The organism is Robiginitomaculum antarcticum DSM 21748, assembly GCF_000365025.1.
Lineage (GTDB): Bacteria > Pseudomonadota > Alphaproteobacteria > Caulobacterales > Maricaulaceae > Robiginitomaculum > Robiginitomaculum antarcticum.
Genome location: NZ_KB823011.1, coordinates 1,255,918 through 1,282,084 on the forward strand (window position 1 = coordinate 1,255,918; position 26,167 = coordinate 1,282,084).

The following is a 26,167-nucleotide window of genomic DNA, read 5'->3' on the forward strand; positions in this document are numbered from 1 at the left end:
CGGGGTATGTCAAGCAGATCGCCGTAACGCCCTGTTGACCGCCTATGTCAGTTGCGAAAACGGGCCAAATTTTTATAGGGGTCTATCTCAATTTTTCAGAGTAACATAAGAAGTGACCCCTTCAAGAACTAAGGCGCCGCCGCCCAAGCAAGCACAAATTAATGTGAAGAAAATGGTTGGGCGCGCGTCTAGAGCGACTCTGTCGGGTGCACTGAGCCGCTTCTCAAGTCATATATAGCCGTGCGAACTAACTCTAAATAGAGACATATAAAATGAGACTATTGGGAGGTCTGCTGCGACTTCATTTTCTCAAATCCGGTGAGCGCTTGACTTGCGGTCTCCTCATCAACAGTCGAATATTTTCCGATCGTGACCCTGTAAGCTGCCAAACTGTCTCCGGATGCACCAATCTGAATACAATTACTGGGTTCTACGTGATCTGTGACGCCCGTTAGATCCCCATATGTATTGTAGGTCCAAGCTTTGCCTTGTGGGTCTGCGACCGTGTTCATACAGGACGTTACCCGCTGACCTGCACGGCCGGACCAATATTTAGAATTCTGCGTTTGACGACCATTCGTGTCAAATACACCATTTGAACCAAAATAATAATAATGGCCTCTATCATACAGCAGACTACCCTGATTTGCCGTGCCATCTGCAGATATCGTCAAGGGTGTTAGGGCGACAGAATCGGGCGCCAAACTCTTAGAATTTTTCCAGTTTTCCAGATCCGATATGATCTCTGCGCGTTTGGCACCGATAGGATAGGTGGCGTCAATTTTGTTCCATGTACTTATTGCAACACTTTCATCGGTAACACTTTCAATGAAATGACAGCTTATATCGTCACGCCATTTCGTAGTATATGCGCGACCATCGGGATTGATCGATTGATCATTACACGACGTCACGACAGTTAATTCAGTCTTCCTCCACCGGTCAAACGGGTGAGCATTATCCTGGGTATACAACCCGCCTTCCTCAAAAATGTGTATACGGTTCCCGGCTTCTAAAAAGCGACCCGACATGTCTTTAAAGCTTGGAGCGGTTGAGCGGTCAGTAGCGGTTTTAGACATCAAGGTTTCATATCGCGTTGCCCAAGACTCGTCTTCGCTGGTCAGAAAGAAGTATCCACCAATCAGCAAAACAACGAGAAGCAATAGCCAAAATAATTTTTTCATTGTAAACCCCCATATTATTTTAATAAATTATTATTTTATGGAGACTGAAGTCAAGTCAAATTTCGCATGAACCGTTCTAATGAGAGCGTCGCCCCACCGCGTCTTCAACTTGACCTGCGCTCTTGCGCAGCTAAAACGGGCCAAATTTTTAGAGGCGAGCATGTCTGATCTTGATGAAGTAAAAATCCGTTACGCCGCGCAAATCAGCGATGTGTCTGACCTGCGCGCGCTTGACGATATCCGCGTGGCGGCGCTGGGCAAAAAAGGCGAGGTCAGCCGGATGATGTCCGGCCTTGGAAAAATGACGATTGAAGAAAAGAAAGTCATGGGCCCCGCGCTGAACGGTCTTAAAGACGCGATCGGCGTTATGGTCGAGACGCGCAAAGCGCAGCTGGAAGCCGAAGCTCTGGACGCGCGGTTAAAATCCGAATTCATGGATATGAGCCTGCCGGTCAGCGCCCCGCAAGGCCGCCTGCATCCGGTGCAACAGGTCATGGAAGAGATGGCGGTGATATTTGCCGATATGGGGTTTGCGGTCAAAGAAGGCCCGGATATAGAAGACGACTTTCACAATTTCACGGCGCTGAATTTTCCGCCCGGCCATCCGGCCCGCGATATGCATGATACATTCTTCTTCCCTGAGGATAAAAGCGGCGAGCGTAAAGTGCTGCGCACCCATACCTCGCCTGTTCAAATCCGCACCATGATGAGTGAGAAACCGCCGATCCGTATCATTGCGCCGGGGCGCACATATCGGTGCGATAGTGACCAAACCCACACGCCGATGTTTCATCAGGTCGAAGGTTTGGTGATCGATAAAAACACGCATATGGGTCATCTTAAAGGATGCTTGATGGATTTCATCAATGCGTTTTTTGAAACCGAAGTGCAGGTGCGCTTTCGCCCGCATCACTTCCCGTTCACCGAACCGAGCGCGGAAATGGACGTGCGCTATGAACGCGACGGCGCGGCGATTAAAATCGGCCAAGGCGAAAACTGGATGGAAATCCTCGGCTGCGGCATGGTGCATCCCAATGTGCTGACGGCCTGCGGTCTTGACCCGAATGAGTATCAGGGCTTTGCTTTCGGCATGGGCGTAGACCGCCTCGCTATGCTGAAATACGGCATGCCGGATCTGCGCGATATGTTCGCCGCCGATCCGCGCTGGCTGTCTCACTATGGCTTCGACCCGCTGGTTCAGGCCAACCTCGCATCAGGACTGTCATAATGAAATTCACACGATCATGGCTGCTCGAGCATTTAGAGACGGACGCGGATATTGACGCGATTGTCGAGGCAATGACGCTTGCCGGCCTCGAAGTCGAATCCGTTGAAAATCCGGCTGAAAAACTTGCGCCATTTTCCATCGGCAAAGTCAAAACCGCCGTTAAGCATCCGGATGCCGATAAGCTGAAAGTCTGCACGGTTGATACGGTTGACGGCGACGTACAAATCGTCTGCGGCGCGCCTAATGCGCGCGCGGGCATGACTGTCGCCTATGCGCCGATGGGCGCCTATATCCCGGGCGCGGATTTCAGTCTTGATAAAAAACCGCGCAAGATCCGCGGCGTGGAGTCCTCCGGTATGATGTGCAGTTCACGCGAGCTGGAGCTGGGCGATGACCATGACGGGATTATGGATTTGGACGACAGCCTGCCGATGGGCATGGCGTTGGCCGACGCGTTAAAGCTCAATGATCCCGTCATTGATTTTGAAGTGACGCCAAACCGCCCTGACTGGCTGGGCGTCGATAATATTGCGCGCGATTTGGCCGCGACAGGCCTCGGCACATGGAAAACGCCTGCGGTGAAAGAGATTGTCGGCAGCTTCCCCTGTCCGATTTCAATTGAAACAACTGTGCCCGACGCCTGCCCCGTCTTTGCGGGCCGTGTGGTGCGCGGCGTCAAAAACGGCCCCTCGCCGAAATGGCTGCAAGACCGCCTCAAAGCCATCGGTCTTCGCCCGATCAGCGCGCTGGTCGATATCACCAATTTCATTACCTATGACCGCGCGCGGCCTTTGCATTTTTACGATGTCGCCAAGCTGTCCGGCGACGTTACTGTCCGTATGGGCGCTGGCGAGACGTTCAAAGCGCTGGATGATAAAAGCTATACCGCTACAGCCGATGACATCGCCATTTGTGACGCGTCGGGCATTTTAGGCCTTGGCGGCATTGTCGGCGGTGAGAGCACAGGCTGCGGATTAGAGACAGTTGATATCCTGATTGAGAGCGCCTATTTTGATCCCCTGACCATTCGTAAATCAGCTAAGCGCCTTGGCGTGAACAGCGACGCGAAATACCGCTTCGAGCGCGGCGTAGATACAGGCTTTGTGCGCGGCGGGTTGGATATGGCGACGCAAATGGTTCTCGATATTTGCGGAGGAGAGCCTTCCGAGGTCGTTATAGCGGGCGACATACCAGCCGCGCCGCCATCGGTACACTTCGATCCGCGCCGCGTCGAAGCGCTGCTTGGCTTTGCGCCCACATATGACGAGATGAAAACCATCCTCGAAACTTTGGGATTTGGCGTTGATGCTAGCGTTGACGTCTGGACAATTCAGGTTCCGACTCATCGCCGCGACGTGACCATGCAAGCCGATCTTGTCGAAGAGATTGCGCGTATTGCCGGTTTTGATCACTTACCCGCAACCTCTCTGCCGCGCCTGCCGCGCAGCGAGCCTTTATCCACGCCGCAGCAAACCCGCATCCGTCTGGCGCGCCGCGCTTTGGCTTTGCGCGGCCTGAACGAGGCTGTGACATGGTCGTTTTGCGCCCGCGATCATGCCCGCGCCTTTGGCGGTGGCGAGACGGACTCGATCATTCTGACCAACCCGATTAGCGCAGATCTGGACGTGATGCGTCCCTCCGCGTTGATCCATATTTTGCAAGCCGGACAGCGCAGTTTCCAGCAGGGCTATCCCGGCGCGGCTCTGTTTGAGAGCGGCGGCGTTTATCACGGCGACGGCCCGGACGGGCAACGCGCCGCGCTGGCCGGCATGCGCCGCGCTGACCCGGCCCGCGACTGGACGGGCGCACCCGCAATAGACGCGTTGAGCGCAAAGGCCGACGCGTTGGCGGCGCTTGCCGCAATGGGCGCCAATATCGATAACCTGAAAATTGTGCAGGGCGCTTCGGATCATTATCATCCGGGCCGCTCGGGCCGTCTGCAAATGGGTCCGAAGAAAATCCTCGCTGAATTTGGCGAGCTTCATCCCGCTGCTTTAGCTGCGCTGGGCGTAGAAGGCCGGGTGGTCGGGTTTGAAGTCTGGCCGGACGCTCTGCCTCTGCCGCGCAAGAAGAATGCGGGCAAGGCGAAGAGCGCGCTTGCCTTATCCGAATTCATGCCTGTACACCGTGATTTTGCTTTTATCGTGTCTGATGATGTGGCTGCGGGCGACATTCTCAAAGCCGCGAAAGGCGCAGATAAAGAGCTTATTTCCGATGTGTCATTGTTCGATGTTTACCGCGGGGCGGGCGTAGCCGAAGGATATAAATCGCTGGCGATTGATGTGACCCTCTCGCCAAGCGGCGCGACGCTGACAGATAAAGAGATCGACGCTGTGTCCGACCGAATTATTGCTCAGGTAAGTAAGGCGGGCGGAGAGCTTCGGGCCTAAGCGGAGCGGCGGCGCATGCGCTGCTGCTCAGCCTGTTTCAAGACAAAGCGGATAGAGCCGAACAGCTCGGCCGCGACAATAGGCTTGGTCAGAAAGACATTGGCGCCCGCCGCCATGCATTTTGCATTATTCTCCGCAGAGGCATCAGCGGTCAGAGCGATAATCGGAACGCTGGCCTGCTGTGTGCCCAGGCGTCTGATCTTTGCCGTGGCTTCAATGCCGTCCATTTTCGGCATGCGGACATCCATTAAAACAATATCATAATGGTCGGTTTCCAGCGCTTTAATTGCTTCGGCGCCGTTAAAGACGCAGGTCACAACGGCGCCTACGGGAGTCAAAAAGACCTTTAGAATGTCCTGATTGGAGGCAATGTCCTCGGCGATGAGAACCTTAAGACCCTTAAAGGACTCACTGGAATGCACGCTACCGGTTTTGGCCTTGAGGGCGGGCACATGGCCGGACGGGTCACCATCACCTTTTGGCCGGTCTTTTGGTTCGGGTTCAGGCGCGGGCTGCAGACCGCTTTTGGTCTTCTCCGGTTCAGGGGATAAAGGTAAAGGCGCAGGCGCGCGCAGCCACGCGGCGTCTGTTTCAGACTGGGGCTCATTCACAACAGCCGGAGCGTCATCTGCGCCGCGCAGACCCTGATTGGCGGCCTGATTGGCCGCCGCGATAGCCGCGTCGATTTTATCAATGCGCTGGTTACTCGCGGTCAAGCCTTGCGAAGCCTGTTCTGCCGTCAGCATAATTGTTTTGGGCGATAGCTTTTCGGGGGCGCGGGCCTCACGTGATATTTGCGGCGCCTGTGCGAGGCGCGCCCGGATTGTCATGTTGAACTCTGTGCCCCGTCCCTCACTTGATTTTATCGTCACGTCGCCGTCCATCATTCGCGCTAAAGAGCGGGTAATCGCCATTCCCAGACCCGATCCGCCAAATTCGCGGCTAATTGTGGTGTCGGCTTGGGTGAAGGGTTCAAACACATGATCAATCTGGCTCTGATTCATGCCCCTGCCCGTATCAGCGATAATAAATGTCAAATCCAACATGCCGTCAGGACCGGGCGGCGTCGCTGTGACATGGACATGGACGCGGCCTTTATCCGTGAATTTGAGGGCGTTGGAGATCATGTTTTCTGCGCATTGGCGCAGCCGCATGGCATCAATCATCAAATAGGGCGGCACGTTTTTATCGACATGCAGTGTTAAGGCCAAATCCTGATTTTGCGCCTTGGGCATCCACAGCTCACGCAGATTATCGATTAATTCGCGGATGGACATCGGCGCCGGCGTCACCGCCAATTGGCCGCGCTCCATTTTGGAGATATCTAAAATATTCGTCAGCAAATCGAGTAAGGTCAGCCCCGAGCGCATGATAACGCTGCTTTTGAACTTCACATCTTCGGCTTCGGCTTCGCGTGACAAAATATCCGACAGCCCGATTATGCCGTTGAGCGGGGTACGCAATTCATGGGACATGACGGCCAGGAATTCTGATTTTGACCGCTCGCCCGCCATTGCTTGATCCCGTAGCGCGGCATTTTCGTGCGACGTTCGTTTGTAAAACCGCGCCATTAACAGGCCGATAGACGTAAATACGCCGAACAATACGGTCAGAAGAACCATGAAGGCGAGCTGTTTGGTCCGCACGTCGCGTTGTATCGTCACGGATTCCAGCACGGCCCGTTGTTTGGCTTCACGCACGCGGGTCAAGGCCTCAGACTTTTGCAGGCTTTGAAGGTACTCGTTATTTGATCTCTCATTGGCATGGAGCTGGCGCTGCATGTCTACTTTATTATAGGTCATAAGCGCTGAAAAGACTTCAGATGGATTTCTTTCAGCGACAGCCATCAGCGCGTCAATTCGTAAAAAGCTTTTTTGAAATACTGCTTCAAAACGCGGGTTATCCTGAGAGGCTAATTTGATTTTCTCCACGGCAAGCTGGGCCTTTTTAACTTGTCCTGCTCCAGCCAGTGCAATCGCGTTTTCGACCTGTAGATTAATAGCCCAGTTATCCGGTGGATTTAAAGCAAGTCCTGCCTCTGCGGCTCGTCCGGCCTCCGTAAATTTGCCTAAACTATTAAGTGATTGCGATAGGCGCATATATCCAATAGCTCTGTCATGATCGGTTAGGTTGGACATACTGAGAAGCTTGCGTGACATGTCGGCAGATAGCTCATATTCGCGCCACTTCAAGGACAGATAGATCAGATTGTTAAAATGCGAAATGCCGTCCACGGGTTCGCCCATTTCTCTGCCCTGCGTGATAATTTGCTGGATCGCATTTGTTGTTGCGGCTCCATTGCCTGTCACACCGTAAATGTAAGCTAAAACTGTACTTTGCTCATATGACGCTTCGCGTGTTTGCTTGTCGACATTTGACGGGATTATCTTTGCACCCGCATTAAGCTCCCTCAACGCGCCATTAAGGTCACGCTGCCGTGCGAGCAATGCTGCGTGCAAGACATGAGCGCGATGTCTGACAAACCAGTCTCCGCCCATTTTAGCCCGGACGATCTGAGCCATATCTTTTGCAGCGTCCGGGTGCTCCGGACCGATCGAGCGCACATATATATATTGGTCAAATAACTCTGAAATCGCTAAATCACGGACGCTACCTGTTTGTTTGGCTGTGTCCTTATAAACGGTAAAGACATCCGAATTTTCGACTTCGCGACGCTCCATCAAGACTGCGCTTGCAAGTCGTCTTAAGGCTATAAGGCTTTGCGAGGTCTGCAAATTTTGGGCGCGCTGTGTGTGAGCGCGCGTAATATTCGATGTAGTCAATTTTTGAGTGACGATAATGTCACCTAATCGAGAAATTTCGCTTTTTGTACTAACGGCTAGCCCTAAATTCTCAGAGGTTTGAGCTAATGATGACGTTGTAAATAACACCATGCTTAAAACGCAAACCGTTAGCTTCACAAATGCTAAAGTACTGCGGGTCCACCCGTAGAAAAATGTTAAATAACCCAACATGGGTAAAGTGCTACGATTATAGTCTTAATTTTGAGTGTTAATTTAGAGCCGTTTAAAACAGAAAAGGCCCGCCGGAAGCGGGCCTGAAATTATCTAAGAATTAAAAAACTCTATACTTCGATATCAATGGGGAATGTGCCAACGACAACTTCAATGTCGATTGGGAATCCACCAGCAACTGTTTCGATTTCTTCAAATGTTAGTTCACGCATAAAGAAAATCTCCTCTCATCCCTAACGTTAATCGTTAAAGGATATGCTTAAGTAATACATAAGACACTGAAAGGTTGCAATAGCTGGCTGATATATTAATTAAATATTATCCACAACTCTAAGGTATTGATTAACCATATTTTTTAACCATATTTTAAATTGTTGCAATTTCAAGAATTCTGTCTGATCTATTCAAAAATTCGGGCCTGTGAGCGACAATTATCCGCGTTTGCGGGAGGTTTTCGACGACATCGGCGATCTGCGCTTCGGTGAGAACATCCAGATTGGCGGTCCCTTCATCAAGAAATAACACGTCTGGATTGTGATATAAAGCCCGCGCCAAAATGACGCGCTGCTTCTGACCGCCGGATAGAATCGATCCCATATCGCCCACCATAGAGAGGTAATTCATCGGCATGGACGCAATATCTTCATGAATTTGAGCGGCTTTTGCAGCGCGAATGACAGTTTCCATCTCCATTTCGGGATCAAAAAAGCTGATATTATCAGCAATTGTGCCGCTCATGAGTTTGTCATCCTGCATCACCACGCCCAGACGGCGCCGCCAGTTTTGAATGCCGAAATCCGCCAGAGGCATACCATCAATCAGAATGCGCCCTTCACTGGGCTCATAAAGCCCCAGCATAAGCTTCATCAGCGTCGTTTTCCCGCCGCCGGATTTACCGGTAATGGCCAGCATCTCTCCGGCTGGTATAACCAGATTGACATGACGCAAAATCCACGGGTCGTCTTCGGAATAGCGAAAGCTGACATTATCAAGCGTAATCTCTCCGGCAATAGCCTTTTCAAGGCCGCCGCTGTGATCGGTAATCGCCTCAGGCGTGGCGTAAACCACATCGGACAGACGCTCGAGATGTAATCCGAGCAGGCGAAACTGGATACCTTTGGTCAACAGCATCGTGGCGCTTTGCGCAAAAAGCTGTCGGTACATCATAAAGGCAAATAGCATGCCGATGGTAAACCCGGCCTCGCCTGTCATAATCAGGCGCGCGCCGAAATAGACGACGGCAACCAGTTGCAGACCGCCGATCAATGTATCGGCGAATTTCTGCCAAATCATCCACTGACCGTATTTGATATTGGCGTTGATAAAGTCGGCATAGAGATTGCGCCACGCCCCCTCGCGGGCGGTCTCGCGCCCGAACAGTTTAATCGTGGTTGACGCGCGGATCGACTCGATCAGATGCGTGTTTTCGACGGCGCGGGTGACAATGGCGTCTTCTTGCGTGCGCCGCATATGCGGGTAAATCAGTAATGTGATCAGCGCCAACACAGCCGTTGACCCGGCGACAATTGCGGCGAGCAGCGGCGAGAACATAAACATCACCGCGAGCGTAATAACCGCCATCACCCCGTCAATCAGCACGGCGACCGCGTCTTGTGTGAGGGCCTGCTGTATCGGCTGAGTTGAATTCATCCGCGAGATAATGTCTCCGACATGGCGTTTTTCGAAATAGGCAGCGGGCAGGCGCAAAAGATGTCGAAAGACATTTGCTACCATCTGATAGCTCATCTGATTACCGTAAATCAGGATGGCCCAGCTGCGCACGCCTTCACTGACGGCGCGGATAATGGCGAGTCCCGCAAAGCCAATCGCCAGCGCCGCGAGCAGCTGAAAATTATTGCCGGGCAGCGCCCCGTCTATAACGAATTGCAGGAAGAACGGCGTGGCCAGCACCATGAGCTGCAGGACTGCAGAGAGCAGCAAGGTTTGCACAACGGCGCGCTTTAGCCCGATCAGTCGCGACCAGAGCTGTGACATGCGCGCCCGCATACGCGATGTGACCGGCGTGAAGTCTGCCGACGGCGTGACTTCAAGCGCGACGCCGGTGAAGTGATCCGAGAGGGCGGCGAGCGACATGACCACCAATCCGCGCCCCGGATCATGAATGTGGGCTTTGCCGCGCGCAATCTTTTTCAAAACCACAAAATGGTTCATATCCCAGTGCAATATAGCCGGACATTGAAGCTGCGTGATATGGTCCATATCCAGACGCAGAGCGCGCGTGCCTAGGCCCAAATCGCCCGCCATTTGCATGAGCGATTTTAAAGTCGCGCCTTTCAGACTGACCGAGACGCGCTGCCGCAAGGCGTTTAAATCCAGATCATGACCATGATAATTGGCAATCATAGCGAGGCAGGCCAGACCGCATTCCGTCGCCTCGGTTTGGTGAATAACGGGCAGGCGGTTCATCCACGCACCTGCGCCAATAACCAGCGATATGCCGGCTGGCCGTCAATGTGAACGCAGACAGCAAAAGCCAGCGCGCCGATGACGAGCGCGCACAGCAGAGCGGTGATAATCCAAGCAGGCAGGCTCCCGCGCAATATGACGTCGCCATAAAGCGCGCGGGTACGGTGCATGACCGCCTCTCGCCGGAAAAGCGGCGTGGTATCGGATTTTTCCGGCGCGCTCACAGGATCAGCGAATAATCGCGCCAAGAATACCGCGAATAATTTTTCGCCCTTCTCTGCGCATAAGCAGCCGGCCTTCGCGCTTAATTTCTTTTATCACAACATTTTCTTTTTTGCGTGTTGTGCGATGACGCGTCGTTGTGCGTGACCGCGACCTCGATTTCTCTGCTTTCGCCTTTTCGCGTTCAGTTTTTTGCGCCGCTTTTTCAGCCGCTTCCGCGGCCTTTAATTCTTTAGCCGCCAATATTTCATAGGCGCTTTCGCGGTTAATAGGGTCATCATACAGGCCGCCTACCGGGCTGGCGGCAATAACGGTTTTGCGCTCCGGCTTGGTGGCGGGCCCAAGCCGTGAGGCCGGCGGGCGGATAAGCGTGCGGCCGACCACGCCGGGCACGCCCTTTTCATCCAGCAGCGATACGAGCGCTTCGCCTATGCCCAGATCGGTTATGACCTCTTCGGTATCCAAATTGGGATTTTCCCGAAATGAACTGGCCGCCGCGCGAATGGCTTTTTGCTCTTTGGGCGTATAGGCGCGCAGGGCGTGCTGTATGCGGTTGCCGAGCTGCCCGAGCACGCTGTCCGGGATATCCATAGGGTTTTGCGTCACGAAAAATACGCCGACTCCTTTGGAGCGGATCAGGCGCGCGACCTGTTCGATTTTATCGATCAGAGCGTCCGGTGCATCGTCGAAGAGTAGATGCGCTTCATCGAAAAAGAAGACAAGTTTTGGCTTATCGGGATTACCGACTTCGGGCAGCTCTTCGAATAGTTCAGAGAGCAGCCACAGCAGAAATACGGAATAGAGCTTGGGTGAATTAATCAGCTCGTCTGCGGCCAAGATGCTGACAATGCCGCGTCCCGCCTCGTCGGTTTGCATTAAATCGTCCAGCGTCAGGCCGTCATTGCCGTCACCTCGTTTTTTGCCGTTCCCATTGACGCGCATCAGATCCGCCAGCTTTAACGCGGGCTCGCCGAAAAATTCCTCCGCGCCTTCGCGCTCCAGCGTCAGAAGGCTGCGCTGTATGGCGGCGACGGACTGGCTGGTTACATTTCCGTATTCGCGGCTAATCTCTTTTTTATGATCGGATATATAATTCAGAAGTGCGCGCAAATCCTGCAAATCAAGCAGCAACATGCCTTCGTCATCGGCAAGCTCGAACGCAATTGTTAAAATGCCTTCCTGAGTCGGGTTCAGATCCATGAGGCGCGCCAGCAAGGTCGGTCCCATTTCGGAAATTGTTGCGCGAATAGGGTGACCCTGTTTGGAGTAGAGATCCCAGAAAATCACCGGCATGGCGCTGTAGCGGTAATCATCCAGTCCGATCTTTGCCGCCCGGGACAAAAGCTTGTCATGCAGCTTATGACTGACGCTTCCCGGCTGTGACAGACCGGAGAGGTCACCTTTCACATCAGCGCAAAAGACGGGCACGCCCGCTTTGGAAAAGCCTTCAGTGAGTATCTGCAGAGTCACGGTTTTGCCCGTGCCCGTAGCGCCGGCGATCAGGCCGTGCCGGTTGGCTTTGTTCAGCAGCAACACCTGATCGAGGCCGTCCGTGTCTTTACCTACAAATATTGATTTGCCCATGCTTAGTCTCCCGCTCTTTCTTCAGGCTTATGCTGTATCAAAGCTTAACGCAAAGAAAAGCAGGCTCTTTTACTTCGCGCTAAACCGTCTATGCTGGCGTGCAAATAGGATATTTCATGACCACCACCACGACCCGCGCCAGCTTACTCTTCATTGCTTTTCTAGGGGCCATTGGGCTGCTTTATGTCGGGCGCGATGTGTTCACGCCCTTTGCGCTGGCCGTATTTATCTGGCTGATTATTGATGCCTTAGCGCGCTGGATTGACCGGCTTCACTCTAAAATACCCTACTGGACGGCGCTTATCATCGCGGTGCTCATCGTCGTTGCGGGATTGGTGGGTATTGTTTTTATCATCGCCGACACGGCCGCCAGCGTCGTGGACCAAGCCCCGCGCTATGGACGGCGACTGGATGAGATATTCCATTGGGTTGGCAGCCTTGTTGGGCAACCGGATTTATCGGTTTCGAACTTCATGAATAAATTAGGCCTGAACGACAAAATACAGTCCGGTCTGGCCGGTTTTGCAAATTCGATCCAGGGCGTCTTTGGCAATTTCCTCTTAATCGCGATCTATGTTGCGTTTCTCTTTGCGGCGCAAAGCAGTTTTCCCAAGAAAATGGATGATTTATTTCCTGACCAAATGGCCCGCGCCCGCGCCGGCAAAGTCGGCCTGCGTATGCGCCATTCGATTGAAAAATATCTGGGCGTGCAAACCATTATCAGCCTGATGCAAACCGTCGTATCCTATGGATTTATGGCAGCGGTCGGGCTGGAAAATGCTTTGTTCTGGGCGCTGGTGATATTCATCCTAAATTACATTCCGATTGTCGGCGGTTTTGCCGCTGTCTTGCTGCCCGTCGTATTCGGTCTTGTGCAATTTGAAACTCTAACACCCATTATAATCATGGCTTCAGGGCTTCTCGGCGCGCAATTTGTTATCGGCAATACGATTCAGCCCAAAATGATGGGCGATAGCATGAATTTATCAGCCCTCGTGGTCGTGCTGTCCCTGACATTATGGGGCGCGCTCTGGGGCGGGGTCGGGGCGTTTTTGTCGGCGCCGCTGACCGTGATCATTATGATCATTTTGGCGCAATTTCCGTCTACGCGATGGATTGCTATTTTGCTCTCTGCTGACGGACAACCCGACCTCGACCCGGATGAAAAAGCCGCCAAGAATGCGACGCCGGGTATGTAGCTTTACAGGCTACACAATATTGACAATTTAAGTGTTGTTCGTTAAGCAACGCATATGATTGAGAGCTTTGGTGACAAACGAACGGCAGAAATTTTTGCCGGGCGAAAAGTAAAGCGAATTGAATCAGGCTTGCAAAAGAAAATCTTGCGGCGGCTTCGATATATTAATGCTGCGCAAAAAATTGACGATTTAAAAATCCCGCCATCAAACCGTTTAGAGAAAAAGGCGGGGGATTTAAAAGAATTTTATGCCATTTGGGTAAACAGTCAGTGGCGAATAATTTTCAAATGGTCAAATGGCTCTGCCCAAAACGTGCAGCTAATAGACTATCATTGATGGAGAAAATTATGATTGAGATCGAACATCCGGGCGTTATGCTCAAAGAAGACTTTCTAGATGATCTGGGCGTAAAGCCCGGTAGTTTCGCACGCGCTATCGGCGTAGACCGCGCCGCGATTAAAAAAATCATAGACGGGCAGCGCGCCATAACAGCGGACATGTCCTTGCGGTTCTCTTTATTTTTCGGAATGAGCGAAGGCTTCTGGTTGAACCTGCAAAAAGATTATGAACTGCGAATTGCGAAACGGGACAAATTGCCGGAGTTGGAAAAGCTCGTGGAGAGATTTGGGTAATGTTATGAAAGCGAATAAACAAAAAGTAATCGCGGCAATCAAACGCTTTAATTCAGGCGAAAGACCAGAAAATTACAGAAAACCAGATTGGTGGTATACAGCAGATTTTGATGGCACTCTATACCCAGCAAAAGGGATCTGGGCTTTAACTATAGGGGAGAGACCAGGAAGTTTTAATACGAGTGACGCATTAGCTGGTTTAGCAGATGCGGGATTTAGTTTGATCGATATCAGAAATACAGCTGACTCTCACAAATTCGAAAAATCCGTTATAAAATCTCTAAAAAATTCAGATAAACGCCGAAAGGCTAGACTTTTAAACGCCCCCAAAAAACCAGCAAAAATGATGAAAATCATTTCTGATTTTACTAGGAACCCTGATGTTGTAGCGGAAGTTTTAAAACGGGCAAACGGAAAATGTGAATTTTGCAAAGCCAAAGCACCGTTTATACGGCGCCGAGATAAAACCCCATATCTTGAAGTTCACCATGTTATTAATTTAGCAAATGGTGGTGATGACACTGTCGTTAATGCTGAGGCCCTTTGCCCAAATTGTCACAGGGAAAAACATTATTCCTAGTGCCTAAAATGCCGCATTCCTGTAAACACCATGGCAATCCCTTGCTCATCAGCGGCTTTGATGACCTCGTCATCGCGGATAGATCCGCCCGGCTGGATAATGGCGGTGGCTCCGGCGGCGGCGGCGGCGAGCATGCCGTCGGCAAATGGGAAGAAGGCGTCGGAGGCACACGCACATCCAGATGTGCGCGGCGCGTCCCATCCTGCGGCCTCTTGGGCGTCGACGGCTTTGCGCGCGGCAATGCGGGCGGAGTCGATACGGCTCATCTGGCCGGCGCCAATGCCGGCTGTGCTGCCGTCTTTGACATAGATTATGGCGTTGGATTTCACGTGCTTGGCCACTGTCCACGCCATGCGCAGATCGGCCATCTCGGCCTTTGTCGGTTTGCGCTTGGTCACGACTTTGAGCTCGCTATCAGCCACATGACCGTTATCGCGGTCCTGCACCAAAATGCCGCCCGCGACATTGCGCATGGTCAGACTGGGCGCAGCGGGGTCCGGCAGGCCGCCTGTGGTCAGCAGGCGCAGGTTCTTCTTCTTAGCAAAGACGGCGATGGCGTCCTCATCGGCGCTGGGCGCGATGACGACTTCTGTAAACACTTTGACGATCTCTTTGGCGGTCTGCGCGTCCAGATTACCGTTGAGCGCAACAATGCCGCCAAAGGCGCTGACGGGGTCGCAGGCCAGGGCTGCTTTATAGGCGTCAATAAAGCTGCCTGCGACAGCAACGCCGCAGGGATTGGCATGTTTGATAATGGCGACAGCGGGTTTTGATCCTTCGGACTGATCGCCAAATTCCGCCACCAATTCATAGGCCGCGTCCGTGTCGTTGATATTATTATAAGACAGCGCTTTGCCTTGATGCTGGGTGGCTGTGGCGACGCCAAAACGGTGGCTGCCATCTGCGTAAAACGCGGCCGCTTGGTGCGGGTTCTCGCCATAGCGCATTTCCTGTTTGAGCGTTCCGCCCTGCGCGCGATATATCGGCACGGCAACGCCGGCCTGCGCGGTCAGGTAATTGGCAATTGCCGCGTCATAGGCCGCGCTGCGGGCATAGGCTTTGGCGGCTAATTTCTGACGCAGCGCGCCGCTTGTCTTGCCGTTATTGGCGTCCAGATCGGCCAGCACATCGGCCACATCATCGGCGTCAGTGCAGACGGCGACATGGGCGTGGTTCTTCGCCGCGGCGCGGATCATGGCCGGCCCGCCAATGTCGATATTCTCGACGCACATTTCATAACTGCCGCCCGATACGACGGCCTGTTCAAACGGATAGAGCGAGACGACCAAAAGGTCGATAGAGAGGATGCCGTGGGCATGCATGACGTCTTTATGACTTGGTAAATCACGATCTCCGAGCAGGCCGCCATGCACCATGGGATGCAGCGTCTTGACGCGGCCATCCATCATTTCAGGAAAATGGGTCAGCTCTGAGACATCTTTAACAGGAATGCCCGCAGCAGCGATGGCCTTGCGCGTTCCGCCGGTAGAGACAAGCTTAATTCCGCGCTCATGCAGCGCGCTGGCCTGCTCAATCAAACGGCTTTTATCGGACACGCTGATCAGCGCGCGTTTGACCGGCGCCAGTCCGTTAATATTAAAAGGTTTTAAATTTGGATTGGGGGCGGGCATACATTCTCTCCTGAGCCAAGACCGCGCAGCTATCACAGGCGGGCGTGCGAATAAAGACGTAGCCGCGTTTGAAGCGCGGGCCTAATGTATTTTTCCGGATAAATTGCCGTTGGGTATATATTCGGGCAGCAGTTTTTTAAACGCCTCGCGCATAGCGGGTCTGTCGCGCGCATGCGTCGCGGCAATCAGCTTGTCAATGCGGCGTAGAACGGAGCTGGGGTCGACCAGTTTTCCGGTGAAACGCTGTACGCCATCGACATAAGTGCTGATGAGGCTTTCGCGAATATCCGTCAGTTCTTCGGTCAATTTCTCGCCTGCCCGTAATCCGGTATAATCAATCAATATATCACGGTCCGGCACATAGCCGCGCAGCCGGATAAGCTGCCGCGCCAGCTGCGCAATATTCACCGGCTGACCCATATCCAGAACGTAGACGGCGGCCATCTCTTTACGCTGTACCGAAGACAGGGCGCTGGCTTGGAGCACGAGCGATGACGCTTCTTCAACCGTCATGAAAAACCGTGTTGCGTCGCGATGGGTCACGGTGACGGGCCCGCCGCGGCTGATCTGTTCTTCAAATAGAGGGACAACAGATCCTGTGCTGTCCAAAACATTGCCAAATCGCACGGCGCAGGCTGATAATGTCGGGCTTTGCGTTGCTGCGGCCAAAGTCATCATTTCCGCGACCCGTTTTGTCGCGCCCATAATATTAGACGGTTTGACAGCTTTGTCGGTGCTGATGAGGGTGAAACTGTCCGTGGCATATTTTGTGGCCATGTCGATAATTATTTTAGAACCGAAGACATTCGTATTAACCGCTTCGACCGGGTTGTTTTCAGACAACGGCACATGTTTCATTGCGGCGGCATGCAAAACAATATCCGGGTGCTCAGCGGCAAAGATCTCATCCATACGCTCGCTATTGGTAATATCGGCCATATAGGATTTATACTCGACCGAATATTCTGAGATGTCTTTATCGACACGATAGAGGTTATATTCGCCCAACTCGACTAAGATTAAACGCGCTGGTTTGTGACGGCTGACCTGCTTGGCCAGCTCTGAGCCGATAGTGCCCCCGGCCCCGGTAATCATAACACGCTTATTTTCGATAAATTGGCGGACCGCCGTATCGTCCAGCTGGCGTTCTTCCCGCCCGATCAGATCGGCGGCCTCCAGCGGCGTCAGTCGCTCACGCGGGCTGCGCTCCAGGCGGGTTAGAGGCACCCCGGCTTCAGCAGCGATTTTAACCAATTTATTCAGATGTTCTTTATCGGGATTTTTATCGACAAGCACGAGGCTAGGTGAGACGTTATTGTTGCCTCGGGTCAGGCTCTCGATCTCGCGCGGAATATCTTCGAATGTACCCATGACCGGAACGCCGCGGATAGAGCGTCCTTTAAACTGGCCGCTGGTCTCGATAAGGCTGGCGACATAAAAACTGACGCCTTGAGGCGTGCGGGATTTATCGCGCAAATAGTCATGAAGACGATCACTGCGTCCTACCAATATGACGGCCCGGCGGGAGCCATTGCTACGCCGAAAAAGGCCGCCTAGATTACGTTGATAGGTCAGCATGATAAGCGCGCGAGATGCCATTGCTACAATGAAAAAGGCCGGACCAGCAATAAATGCCGCGCTGCGCGGAAGATTATTGGCGCGGTCAAACAGCACAAACAATATTAACGGCGTCATCAGGCTGATTACAATAACGGCCCGGCCCAAAGACAGGATATCATCGCGCGAGGTATAGCGCCAGACGGCGCGCGACATCGAAAACATCAGCCAGATGATTATGCATGACAGCGCAAAGACCGCTGCAGATTTTTCGGCAATCTGATCCGGTGCGATATCACCGTCCACGTAATAACGGCCCATTATGGTGAGCCACATAATAACATATGCGCAGAAGGCATCCCATAAGGAGACCAATATGCGGGCAATCATCGTTGTTTTTATCTTCGTCATTCTAAAACATCATCCGCTGCAGCTTGGTCCGCGTTCTTTTGACCTTCATCTTCAATTCGGCGGAACGTCCATAGCACACGGTTTGATCGGTCTTGTCCATCATTATCCGATAGCGCATTCGCGCTAATAATAAGTTGCTGACAGCGTTCAGGTTGTGCCCCGCGTCCCAAATAGACCGATTTTTCAAGCGTGAGGGCTTGGCCGCTGGTCTTAAACTTCCAGCCTTCACCATTTTTTAAGATTAAAATCGCGCCGCTGCCATCGCGCGACAGAGAGGCGCGCACATCCGGATGGATGTGAAAGCGTATGGCATAGGGATAGGTCGCGCCCATAACTTTGGGAGACTCCCCGACAGGGACATACAGGCTGTCCTCGCCGCGAATATCAATGCCGTCATCATCCATATAGATCCGGCGGCTATGGGCCAGTCCGGTGCTGTCGACATATCCATCATGTCCGGCTTCAAGCCAGATGCCACCGGCCTGTTCTTTGCGGCTGGCGCTCACCCCTTCAATACCGACGCGAATGGCCGGGCCGTAAATTTTTTCAATGAGCCCCCCGCTGACTAACTGTCCGGCAGAACAGTTATCAATCACCAGCGTACTGTGCGCCGCGGTTTCGCGCATAGCTGCATGCCAGCTTTCCGGCTGTAATTCGGAAAATCCGCAATTCACAATCAAGCGTCCGCCTGGCCGCGACAGCTCAAAGGCCAGCGCGGCAAGATGAGCCTGTCGGTCATAAGGGCGAGGCGGACTTTCGCCCGTATCCATGATAAAGACTGTGCCGCGGCGCTCCAGCCGTTGATAACCACTATGCGGCATATAGCTGAAAGTGCGCGCCTTGACCCCTGAGCGTTTCGCCAATTCGCGCAGATGGCGGCGCGGCGTTTCTCCGCTGCCGTTAAATCCGGCCATATTGCCGTCAGCCGAGGTGAAAAAGTCCAATGCCGGAGCCAGACGGTCCATAGCGCGGCGCATCGGCCGGCTTGGGGCGTCTTTGCGGGCTTTCAACACACTTTCAATCAACAGCAGCATATGCAGGCATTGCTGCGCCGCGCGGGGATTACGGCTAATATGGCCACCATCGCCCAAAATCTGTACATCCAGAAGATCGTCTAGATGGTCCAAGGATTTATCCATTAGGGTTTTATCAGCCAGCATAACGCCGCCAAGTGACAAAGCGCCTGCGCTGAGAAGTTCAGGCAGGCCGCGCGGAACACGTCCACGGATTTTTCTCAAATATCCAACCTGCCGGGCGAAGCTACCGCGCCGTGCCGCGGCGCCGTCGTCATCAGTATCGAGCAAATGCGACCAACAGGCTGCAATTGCGATGATCCGCCCCGTAAGGAGGTCGGATCCCCATGAAAAGCTGTTATATTTGCCGTAAGTCGCCATCCATCGGGCCACCAATTCGCGCGCCTTTGGCCCGCCGCTCGGTGCGCCGGCGGCGGCAAGATCATAAAGCCAGCTAAAATCGTGAATGCGCTTGGCAAACCCAAGCGAAGGCAGCGGGATTGTCCAGGGGTCGCCGTGAACGCCGATTTCAATGCGTTGACCGCCAACGCTATAGTCTCCGCGAATTATGGCTTCCCCGCGCTGACGGCGGCCCTGCGGGATATAGACGGGCGCGGCGGCAAAAGGCTCTTTACGCAGCAGGCGTGATGCGGGCCGCGCCATTTGCGGCATGATATGCCCGGCTGCATAGACCAGTGTTCGGCCCAGCGTCGATATTAGCGGAAGGCGGCGCGACATGGCTCGGCGGCCCTAGCCGCGCAGCGCAGTGATATTGGCCGCGTAACTGCCGTGATGGCCTCTGAACACGGCTGATCCCGCGACCAAGGCGCTTGCGCCCGCGTCGCGGCACTGGCGCGCGGTTTCGGAGTTTACGCCACCATCGACTTCTAAGATAATATCGCGCCCGGTTTGGTCGATCATAGCGCGCAGGGCCTCGATTTTTCGAAGCTGGCTGTCGATAAAGCTTTGCCCGCCATAGCCCGGATTGACGCTCATGACTAAAATTAGGTCAAGCTGGTCCATGACATAATCCAGTTCGGAGGCCGGAGTGGCCGGATTAAGCGCTGCGCCGCAGCGCGCCCCCATGGCCTTAATCGCCTGCAGGCTTCGGTGCATATGCGGGCCGGCGTCAGGATGAAGCGTGACGATGTCTGATCCGGCTTCAATAAAGGCTTCGAGCAAATGATCGACGGGGCTGATCATTAAATGGACGTCGAACGGTTTATCGCTATGAGGCCGCAATGCTTTAACGACCATAGGGCCGATGGTCAGGTTCGGCACGTAATGGCCGTCCATAACGTCAATATGAATCATATCCGCGCCTGCGGCGTCAATGGCTCTGACTTCTTCGCCTAATTTAGCGAAATCAGCGGATAATATGGATGGGGATATCAAGACATTTTGGCTCATAGCTGCCCCATAACAAGAGCCCCGCCGCCGTGCAAGTTCACGGGGCGGGGCGCAGTGTGTTTAATAACCTATCGCAAAATCTGCGTTAAGCCGATATATCATATTTACTTGCGAACCGGACGGTAATCTGTCGGTGTGTAGTCAACCGGCTGTGAGTAACCTGTCATTATACATGAGCCGTCAGATTGTAACGTCGTTCCGGCCGGACAAGTTGGCGCGGTATAGACCGGTGCGGGTTGATAGACGGGCGCCGGCGGGCTGTAACTATCTTGCAAACATGTGCCGTCACCGGCAGCTGTTGTGCCAGCCGGGCAATTTACCGTAACATCATAAGTTGGCGTGGTGTAAACCTGTGCGGGCTGATAGACGGGCGCCGGACAGGCCATGTCGTTAATAACAGAGCAATCGGCGTAGATCACGTTTTCAGTCTGCGGCGTGTAAACCGGTGCAGGCTCGACATAAACGGGGGCGGTTGCAACGCATGGATCATAGCATGGATTAGCCGCCACACAATTTTCAACGCAAGGTCCGCCGCCCTCGAAATCATAAACATTGGCATAGCGCGCGCTTTGGCCGGAATGACTACAGGCAGACAAGGCCAGAGCCGCTATAGTTCCACCCAGAAACGTGCCGGAACGGATAACAGATTTAAAAGTGCTCATCGGAGCCTCCCATTTTGGTACATATTGTACACATCTTTGCAAATCCTAGACCAGAACAGTAAACTAGGTCTAAACAGACTTACGTAAACATGCGCTAAAGAAGCCGTCCATACCACCTAATTTACCCAAATCATGCGGCAAAGACCTTAAAACCCCTGACTGTTCCGCGTTGCGGTGAGCGTCAGGGTGAAAAGCGCGTGTCTCCGCGTTTAAGAACGGATTGCGGCTAAAGTCAGGCGCGCGCTTTAAAAAGTCCCGAATTTGATCCTCGCCCTCCTCACTTTGAAGTGAGCATGTGCAATAGAGCAGCAGCCCGCCGGGTTTGACCTGCCGCGCCGCCGCGTCCAGCATTTTGATCTGGAGCTCTTCCAGCTCGCGCATTTGCCCGCGCCGCTTAATATGTATGGCCTCGGGGTGACGGCGAAATGTGCCGGTCGACGTACACGGGGCGTCCAGAACAACAATGTCAAAGCTGTTATCGGCGACGCCGCGCCATTTTAAAACGTCGGCGGTGATTAATGTGGCGTCCAGCCCGACGCGCTCCAAATTTTCGCGTGTGCGCGCCATGCGCGACTTGCTTTTGTCGATGGCCGTGACGTCCGCGCCGGCCAGAGCCAGCTGCATGGTTTTGCCGCCGGGCGCGCAGCACAGATCCAGCGCAGTTTTGCCGGATAAATCGCCGAGCTGGCGTATGGGCAGGGCGCTGGCAATATCCTGCACCCACCACTGCCCGTCCTCAAAACCCTCCAGCGCCGTGACATCGGATGCGCCGGTTAGCCGCACCGTGCCCGTGGGCAGAACCGTGCCGCCTAATGTGTCAGCCCAGCCCTGCGTATCAGATTTAACCGTCAGATCCAGCGGCGGGATCTCAGCATAAATTTCGGCCATATCGCGCACCGCCTCCGGCCCGTAATCGCGCTCCCAGCGATGGCGCAGCCAGTCATGGAAATTTGTCTCCGGCGGGACCGCGCTTGCCAGCGTTTCTTTATTTTCGGATATGCGCCGCAATACGGCATTGGCCATAGGCGCGGCATTGGCGGTCTTACGGTCACGGCTACGCTTCATCACGGCCACGGTTTCAGCGACGACAGCATGGTCGGCGACGCCCAGATAAAGAAGCTGCGCGGCGGCAGTGCGCAGCAAGCTCTCGGCCAGCGGGGAGGGCCGGCGCTCGACATATTGGGCGATGGCGTGATCAATTTGACCCAAATGGCGCAATGTGGTTGAGGCGATCAGACGCGCAAAGGCCCGGTCCCGGCCGTCCATTTCGGCATAGCGCGGCTGTTCAAATAGCGCCTGATCCATAGAAATGCGTCCATTGATTATGTCCGTGACGGCCCGGGCAGCGGACAAGCGCGCAGCGCGCCCGTTTTTGGCCGGCTTGTTTTTTTCGGGTGGGGCGTCTGGGTTATTATCTGTGCTCATAAACGCTGCATGGCACAGAAGGAGGGGTTTGGCAGCACTTTATTTACCATGCTTCTTAAACGGACATTATCTTCGTCTGTGTATGAGCACGGCACAGGGTAAATTTGCGGCGAAGTTCGCGGGCCTGCTGTTTTCGACACTGTCGTAGCGGCGCGGTCAAAAAAACCCTAACGTCAAGAGACTGCGCAAACATGGCGGAGCCTCTTGATCCGATTGGCTACGGAGCGTAATTTCCGGAGCATGAGTGGTGAGATAGATAAGACTGAGCGCCAAACCCGTCGGGATGGCGCTATTGTGCAAAAACCGGGCGCTTTGGCTCCGGGGGCTGCACCGGGCAAACTTATCTCGGCTGCGGCAAAACGGGCTCTACGCGAGGCCGATGCACGCAGACAGGCGGCATATGCCGCTGATCCCGCTCAGGCTTCCAAAGAATATTCCGGACCCAAAGGGGCTGAACCCACGCGCTTTGGCGATTGGGAACGCGGCGGAATAGCATACGACTTTTAGTCGGGCGCCCGTCTCCAGCCTTACATTTTAAGGGCCGCCTTTTGCGGTAATGGGGCTTTGCCGCGCGCAGAGTTGAATTATGGGAGCGCGTTATGCGTTTAAAATATCTAATTTGCTCCGCTATGGGCGGACTGTTTACACTGGCTGGTTCAGGATGCGCGGCTGCGGGGCCTGCCGGCAGCGATTGCGCCGTCGGTGACCGGTGTAATCCGGGCTATGTCTACAGCAAATCACCCGTACAGACCGCGCCGATGGGCGTACATTACGGACAGCCTTATGATCATTTGCGCCGCTCTGAATTTGTACAAACCCCGCAAATTAATGTCACCCGTATCGAGACGCGCGCCGCCATGGCTGAGCTCTCTGATGCGCCGTCCCATTACTGGAAAGGCTGCGGCGCCTCCGGACAGGCGATCTGCGCACGGCCTGCGCCGCGCCCGGTCTACAGGCCCGCGCCGCCTCCGCCACCTGCCGTTGATTGCAGCGTGCCAACGCGCGTTGTCTGCATCCAAAATGCACCGCAGCCTATCGCCGCGCCCGTTTTCAGGCCTCTGCCTGCCCCCGCGCCTCATCCAGTCTATACGGCTCCGGTCTCCGGCTCGACAGCTATTAGCGGATCCAGCGTTGTCGCCGTCAATTCCGACGGCACGTCATGGACACAAGCCTCCGGCCCGACTTCGGTGGACGGCCTCTATGCCTCATCTGTTTTGTGTAAACAGCCTGCGCCCGCTCCGGCCCCGGTGACTACTGTTGTGCAGCAGCATCGCTTTCAAGTCGTGCGGCCTGTTGTAAATGTTCATTATCCTGTTCCGGCGCCGGGTTGCGCCCCGCCCCCGCGTAACATCGCGCCTGCGCCTTATGGCGCGACGCAAAATTCCGGCGGCTATGGCGGAAACGTTTGGACTTATTAAAAATGTGGGGGGAGCCCGGCCGCGAGACGTCGCCGGGCCAATGAAAACCGCCGCAGCGCAATGTGGGAAGGCGCTGCGGCGGTTTTATAAGCCGGGCTATAATGCATTAGATTTTCGCCCGTCAGGAGTCTGCGCTCGACGCGCGGCGTCCGTCATATAAATATTGTCTGCGATATGGTTAGAGGTAATGACATGATAAAAACTGAAACTGGGTTAGGCGCATTGTCAGCTATAGTTATATCTCTGGCGGCGGCATTCGTCATAGCGGCGCCCGCTTCGGCAACGCCTAATTGCGCCTCGCCCGAAGGCTGCACGTCATGGACATCCGTCGGGACAAATTATGGCACATCCTATTCAAACCAGCGCGCTGCACCACCCGTTACGACATATAACAGCTATCCGGCGCAGCGCTTCGCGCTCTCAAGCCAGAATAGCTATCAAAATGTTAGCGCGCCAAGCGCCAATATGGTGCGGGTCCCGTGTCCTTATACAGTCGATGTTCCGACAGGCGGCCGCGTTCTGGATTGCTACGCCATATCACGTCCGCGCAAGGTTGTGCGCCAATATCAGCGCGCCTATCAGGTCGTGCGGCCTATAATTTACGTGCATTATCCCGTGCTTGTCCCGCCGCCCGTCTATTGCGGCGCGCCGGTTTATAACGGGTGTCGGTAAGGCTCCCTACAAAGTCAGGAGCCCCCGCGCATATTGGCGGTAATCGCGATCGCCGCTGCCCGCGGGTCGCGGGCGGCGTTGATGGGGCGGCCTACCACGATATGGCTGGCACCATTCTTAATCGCGTCAAAAGGCGTGGCAACGCGTTTCTGATCGCCTTTATCGCCGCCCGGCATACGCACGCCCGGCGTCACAATTAAAAAATCATCCGGCACGATTTTACGCGCGGCGGCCGCCTCCAGCGGGCTGCTGACAATGCCGTCCACGCCCGCGTCGAGTGCTTGCTGCGTGCGGCGCATGACCAGGGACTGCGCATCGTCGGTATAGCCAATGGCTTCGAGGGCGGGCTTATTCAGCGAGGTGAGAACGGTCACGCCAATAACGCGAAGGCCGCTGCCCGCTTTGCCGCGCGCTGCTGCGGCCATAACATCGGGTCGGGCATGAACGGTCAGGATGTCCGCGCCCAATCCCGCGACAGAGCGCACAGCTTTTTCAACCGTGGCGTCAATATCGTGAAATTTAAAATCCAGAAAAACATGTTTGCCCTGATCAATCAACTCGCGGGCCAGATCCATGCCGCCAATTGGCAAAAGCTGCAGACCAATTTTATAACTGATGACGGCATCGCCAATCGCCGCAGTCAATGCGCGCGCCTCCTCAACGCCGGGCAAATCAAGCGCCACATAAAGGCGCGGGTCCGCCCTTGTCATGTCAGCCCGCAGCGTATCAGGCGTCGTCACGGCGAAACTTTTCTGACTGTTTGCGCATAAGAGACAGCGCCAGACTTTCGGGCAGGATTTTAGCCAGCGCCGCAATGGTCTTGTTCGCCCCGCCTGTCACATGCACGGCTTTGCCCCGTTCGCAAGCAGCATAGGCGGCGGCGGTGACCTCCTCGGCTTCCTGCCACATCCAGCTTGGCATTTTAGAGACCGCGCCGCGCGTGCCATTGACGTCATGAAATTCGCTATAGGTGAAGCCCGGGCACAGCGCGCAAACATTAATGCCGTCTTCGCCCATTTCCAGATTCAGGCTCTGGGAGAATTTAATCAAAAAGCTTTTAATCGCCGCATAGGTTGTGTGACCGCGGCTGCCCGGTAAATGACCGGCTAACGACGCGACATTGATAATGCGGCCAAATCCGTCAGCCTTCATATCCGGCAAGACGCGATGCACCAGCTCGCATGGGCCGTTCAGCATGAGATCCAGGCTGGCGCGGTGGGCGTCCCAGTCCTGATCGTGATACCGTCCGGGCAGGCCATAACCGGCATTATTAATCAGGCCGTGAATTTTGCGGCCCTTGGCGTGAACGCGCGCGATAAGCTGTTCATTTTCGGTGCGGTCTGATAAATCCGCCGGAAGGATTATAGATGTGCAGTCATGCTGCGCCTTGAGGGTTTCGGCCAGCGCGACCATCGGCTCTTCACGCCGCGCGACGAGAGCCAGATCCCAGCCATTGGCCGCGTAAATACGGGCTAATGCGGCGCCGATACCGGCCGAGGCTCCGGTAATTAAAATAAGAGGACGTTGGGTCATATGCGCTCCGTTTA

At 54.3% G+C, this 26,167-nt stretch carries 22 protein-coding genes; 9 read left to right on the top strand and 13 right to left on the bottom strand.

The annotated features are described in order from the left end of the window. Positions 1 to 278: 278 nt before the first annotated feature. Positions 279 to 1,184 carry a hypothetical protein gene (locus tag H142_RS0106010; protein WP_017931207.1) on the bottom strand — a complete coding sequence of 302 codons (906 nt, stop codon included), beginning with the start codon at positions 1,182 to 1,184 and terminating at the stop codon, positions 279 to 281. 160 nt (positions 1,185 to 1,344) lie between these two features. Here H142_RS0106010 and pheS point away from each other — a divergent pair, with 160 nt between their 5' ends. Beyond that, a complete protein-coding gene (pheS, locus tag H142_RS0106015) occupies positions 1,345 to 2,412 on the top strand; it encodes a phenylalanine--tRNA ligase subunit alpha (protein ID WP_017931208.1) in 1,068 nt (355 codons plus the stop codon). After that, positions 2,412 to 4,802, top strand: a complete 2,391-nt coding sequence (pheT, locus tag H142_RS0106020) for a phenylalanine--tRNA ligase subunit beta (protein WP_017931209.1) — start codon at positions 2,412 to 2,414, stop codon at positions 4,800 to 4,802. Before pheS ends, pheT begins: the two co-directional genes overlap by 1 nt. Here pheT and H142_RS0106025 read toward each other — a convergent pair. The 4 genes from H142_RS0106025 to H142_RS0106040 form a co-directional block, all read right to left on the bottom strand. Beyond that, on the bottom strand, positions 4,799 to 7,483 hold the full coding sequence (locus tag H142_RS0106025) for an ATP-binding protein (protein WP_017931210.1): 2,685 nt from the start codon (positions 7,481 to 7,483) through the stop codon (positions 4,799 to 4,801). The two genes, pheT and H142_RS0106025, sit on opposite strands and share 4 nt — an antisense overlap. A 660-nt stretch (positions 7,484 to 8,143) precedes the next feature. After that, positions 8,144 to 10,204: a peptidase domain-containing ABC transporter gene (locus H142_RS0106030; RefSeq protein WP_017931211.1), complete on the bottom strand. Its 2,061-nt coding sequence runs from the start codon at positions 10,202 to 10,204 to the stop codon at positions 8,144 to 8,146. Next, the gene (locus H142_RS0106035) at positions 10,201 to 10,452 is read right to left on the bottom strand and encodes a hypothetical protein (RefSeq protein ID WP_017931212.1); all 252 of its coding nucleotides are present in this window, start codon (positions 10,450 to 10,452) and stop codon (positions 10,201 to 10,203) included. Before H142_RS0106035 ends, H142_RS0106030 begins: the two co-directional genes overlap by 4 nt. Then, positions 10,433 to 12,010 carry a helicase HerA-like domain-containing protein gene (locus H142_RS0106040; RefSeq protein ID WP_017931213.1) on the bottom strand — a complete coding sequence of 526 codons (1,578 nt, stop codon included), beginning with the start codon at positions 12,008 to 12,010 and terminating at the stop codon, positions 10,433 to 10,435. Before H142_RS0106040 ends, H142_RS0106035 begins: the two co-directional genes overlap by 20 nt. Positions 12,011 to 12,126: 116 nt before the next feature. Between H142_RS0106040 and H142_RS14595 the strand changes: the two genes are divergently transcribed. Genes H142_RS14595 through H142_RS0106060 form a run of 4 tightly spaced genes read left to right on the top strand, consistent with a single transcriptional unit; the run spans position 12,127 to position 14,421 of the window. Beyond that, positions 12,127 to 13,209, top strand: coding sequence for an AI-2E family transporter (locus H142_RS14595; RefSeq protein ID WP_017931214.1), 1,083 nt, complete (start codon positions 12,127 to 12,129; stop codon positions 13,207 to 13,209). 54 nt (positions 13,210 to 13,263) lie between these two features. Further along, entirely contained in the window at positions 13,264 to 13,545 is a 282-nt protein-coding gene (locus H142_RS0106050; protein WP_017931215.1) for a type II toxin-antitoxin system RelE/ParE family toxin, read from the top strand. Between the two features lie 11 nt (positions 13,546 to 13,556). Continuing rightward, a complete protein-coding gene (locus H142_RS0106055) occupies positions 13,557 to 13,841 on the top strand; it encodes a HigA family addiction module antitoxin (RefSeq protein WP_233341588.1) in 285 nt (94 codons plus the stop codon). A 4-nt stretch (positions 13,842 to 13,845) separates the two neighbouring features. Beyond that, positions 13,846 to 14,421 carry an HNH endonuclease gene (locus H142_RS0106060; protein ID WP_017931217.1) on the top strand — a complete coding sequence of 192 codons (576 nt, stop codon included), beginning with the start codon at positions 13,846 to 13,848 and terminating at the stop codon, positions 14,419 to 14,421. Here H142_RS0106060 and purH read toward each other — a convergent pair. The 6 genes from purH to H142_RS14605 form a co-directional block, all read right to left on the bottom strand. Beyond that, positions 14,418 to 16,052 (bottom strand): bifunctional phosphoribosylaminoimidazolecarboxamide formyltransferase/IMP cyclohydrolase, encoded by a 1,635-nt coding sequence (gene purH / locus H142_RS0106065; RefSeq protein ID WP_017931218.1) that lies wholly within the window; start codon positions 16,050 to 16,052, stop codon positions 14,418 to 14,420. The two genes, H142_RS0106060 and purH, sit on opposite strands and share 4 nt — an antisense overlap. Positions 16,053 to 16,133: 81 nt before the next feature. Continuing rightward, positions 16,134 to 18,020: a polysaccharide biosynthesis protein gene (locus H142_RS14600; RefSeq protein WP_017931219.1), complete on the bottom strand. Its 1,887-nt coding sequence runs from the start codon at positions 18,018 to 18,020 to the stop codon at positions 16,134 to 16,136. Beyond that, entirely contained in the window at positions 18,017 to 19,771 is a 1,755-nt protein-coding gene (locus H142_RS0106075) for a heparinase II/III family protein (protein ID WP_017931220.1), read from the bottom strand. The genes H142_RS14600 and H142_RS0106075 overlap by 4 nt, the downstream gene beginning before the upstream one ends. Before the next feature lie 12 nt (positions 19,772 to 19,783). After that, positions 19,784 to 20,443, bottom strand: coding sequence for a ribulose-phosphate 3-epimerase (gene rpe, locus H142_RS0106080; RefSeq protein ID WP_017931221.1), 660 nt, complete (start codon positions 20,441 to 20,443; stop codon positions 19,784 to 19,786). A gap of 104 nt (positions 20,444 to 20,547) precedes the next feature. Next, complete coding sequence (locus H142_RS0106085) at positions 20,548 to 21,105, bottom strand: hypothetical protein (protein ID WP_017931222.1); 558 nt, start codon at positions 21,103 to 21,105, stop codon at positions 20,548 to 20,550. Positions 21,106 to 21,174: 69 nt separating this feature from the next. Continuing rightward, positions 21,175 to 22,530: an RsmB/NOP family class I SAM-dependent RNA methyltransferase gene (locus H142_RS14605; RefSeq protein ID WP_017931223.1), complete on the bottom strand. Its 1,356-nt coding sequence runs from the start codon at positions 22,528 to 22,530 to the stop codon at positions 21,175 to 21,177. Between the two features lie 240 nt (positions 22,531 to 22,770). On the opposite strand from H142_RS14605, the gene H142_RS0106095 reads away from it, so the two are divergent. The 3 genes from H142_RS0106095 to H142_RS0106110 all read left to right on the top strand — a co-directional run bounded on the left by H142_RS0106095 (position 22,771) and on the right by H142_RS0106110 (position 24,620). Then, positions 22,771 to 23,037 carry a DUF1674 domain-containing protein gene (locus H142_RS0106095; RefSeq protein WP_017931224.1) on the top strand — a complete coding sequence of 89 codons (267 nt, stop codon included), beginning with the start codon at positions 22,771 to 22,773 and terminating at the stop codon, positions 23,035 to 23,037. A 92-nt stretch (positions 23,038 to 23,129) separates the two neighbouring features. Continuing rightward, a complete protein-coding gene (locus H142_RS0106100) occupies positions 23,130 to 23,948 on the top strand; it encodes a hypothetical protein (protein ID WP_017931225.1) in 819 nt (272 codons plus the stop codon). Between the two features lie 192 nt (positions 23,949 to 24,140). After that, the gene (locus tag H142_RS0106110) at positions 24,141 to 24,620 is read left to right on the top strand and encodes a hypothetical protein (protein WP_156811901.1); all 480 of its coding nucleotides are present in this window, start codon (positions 24,141 to 24,143) and stop codon (positions 24,618 to 24,620) included. Between the two features lie 14 nt (positions 24,621 to 24,634). On the opposite strand, the gene pyrF is transcribed toward H142_RS0106110, so the two are convergent. Both pyrF and H142_RS0106120 read right to left on the bottom strand, forming a co-directional pair. After that, the gene (gene pyrF / locus H142_RS0106115) at positions 24,635 to 25,330 is read right to left on the bottom strand and encodes an orotidine-5'-phosphate decarboxylase (RefSeq protein ID WP_017931228.1); all 696 of its coding nucleotides are present in this window, start codon (positions 25,328 to 25,330) and stop codon (positions 24,635 to 24,637) included. A 16-nt stretch (positions 25,331 to 25,346) separates the two neighbouring features. Then, the gene (locus tag H142_RS0106120) at positions 25,347 to 26,153 is read right to left on the bottom strand and encodes an SDR family NAD(P)-dependent oxidoreductase (RefSeq protein ID WP_017931229.1); all 807 of its coding nucleotides are present in this window, start codon (positions 26,151 to 26,153) and stop codon (positions 25,347 to 25,349) included. Positions 26,154 to 26,167: the final 14 nt, after the last annotated feature.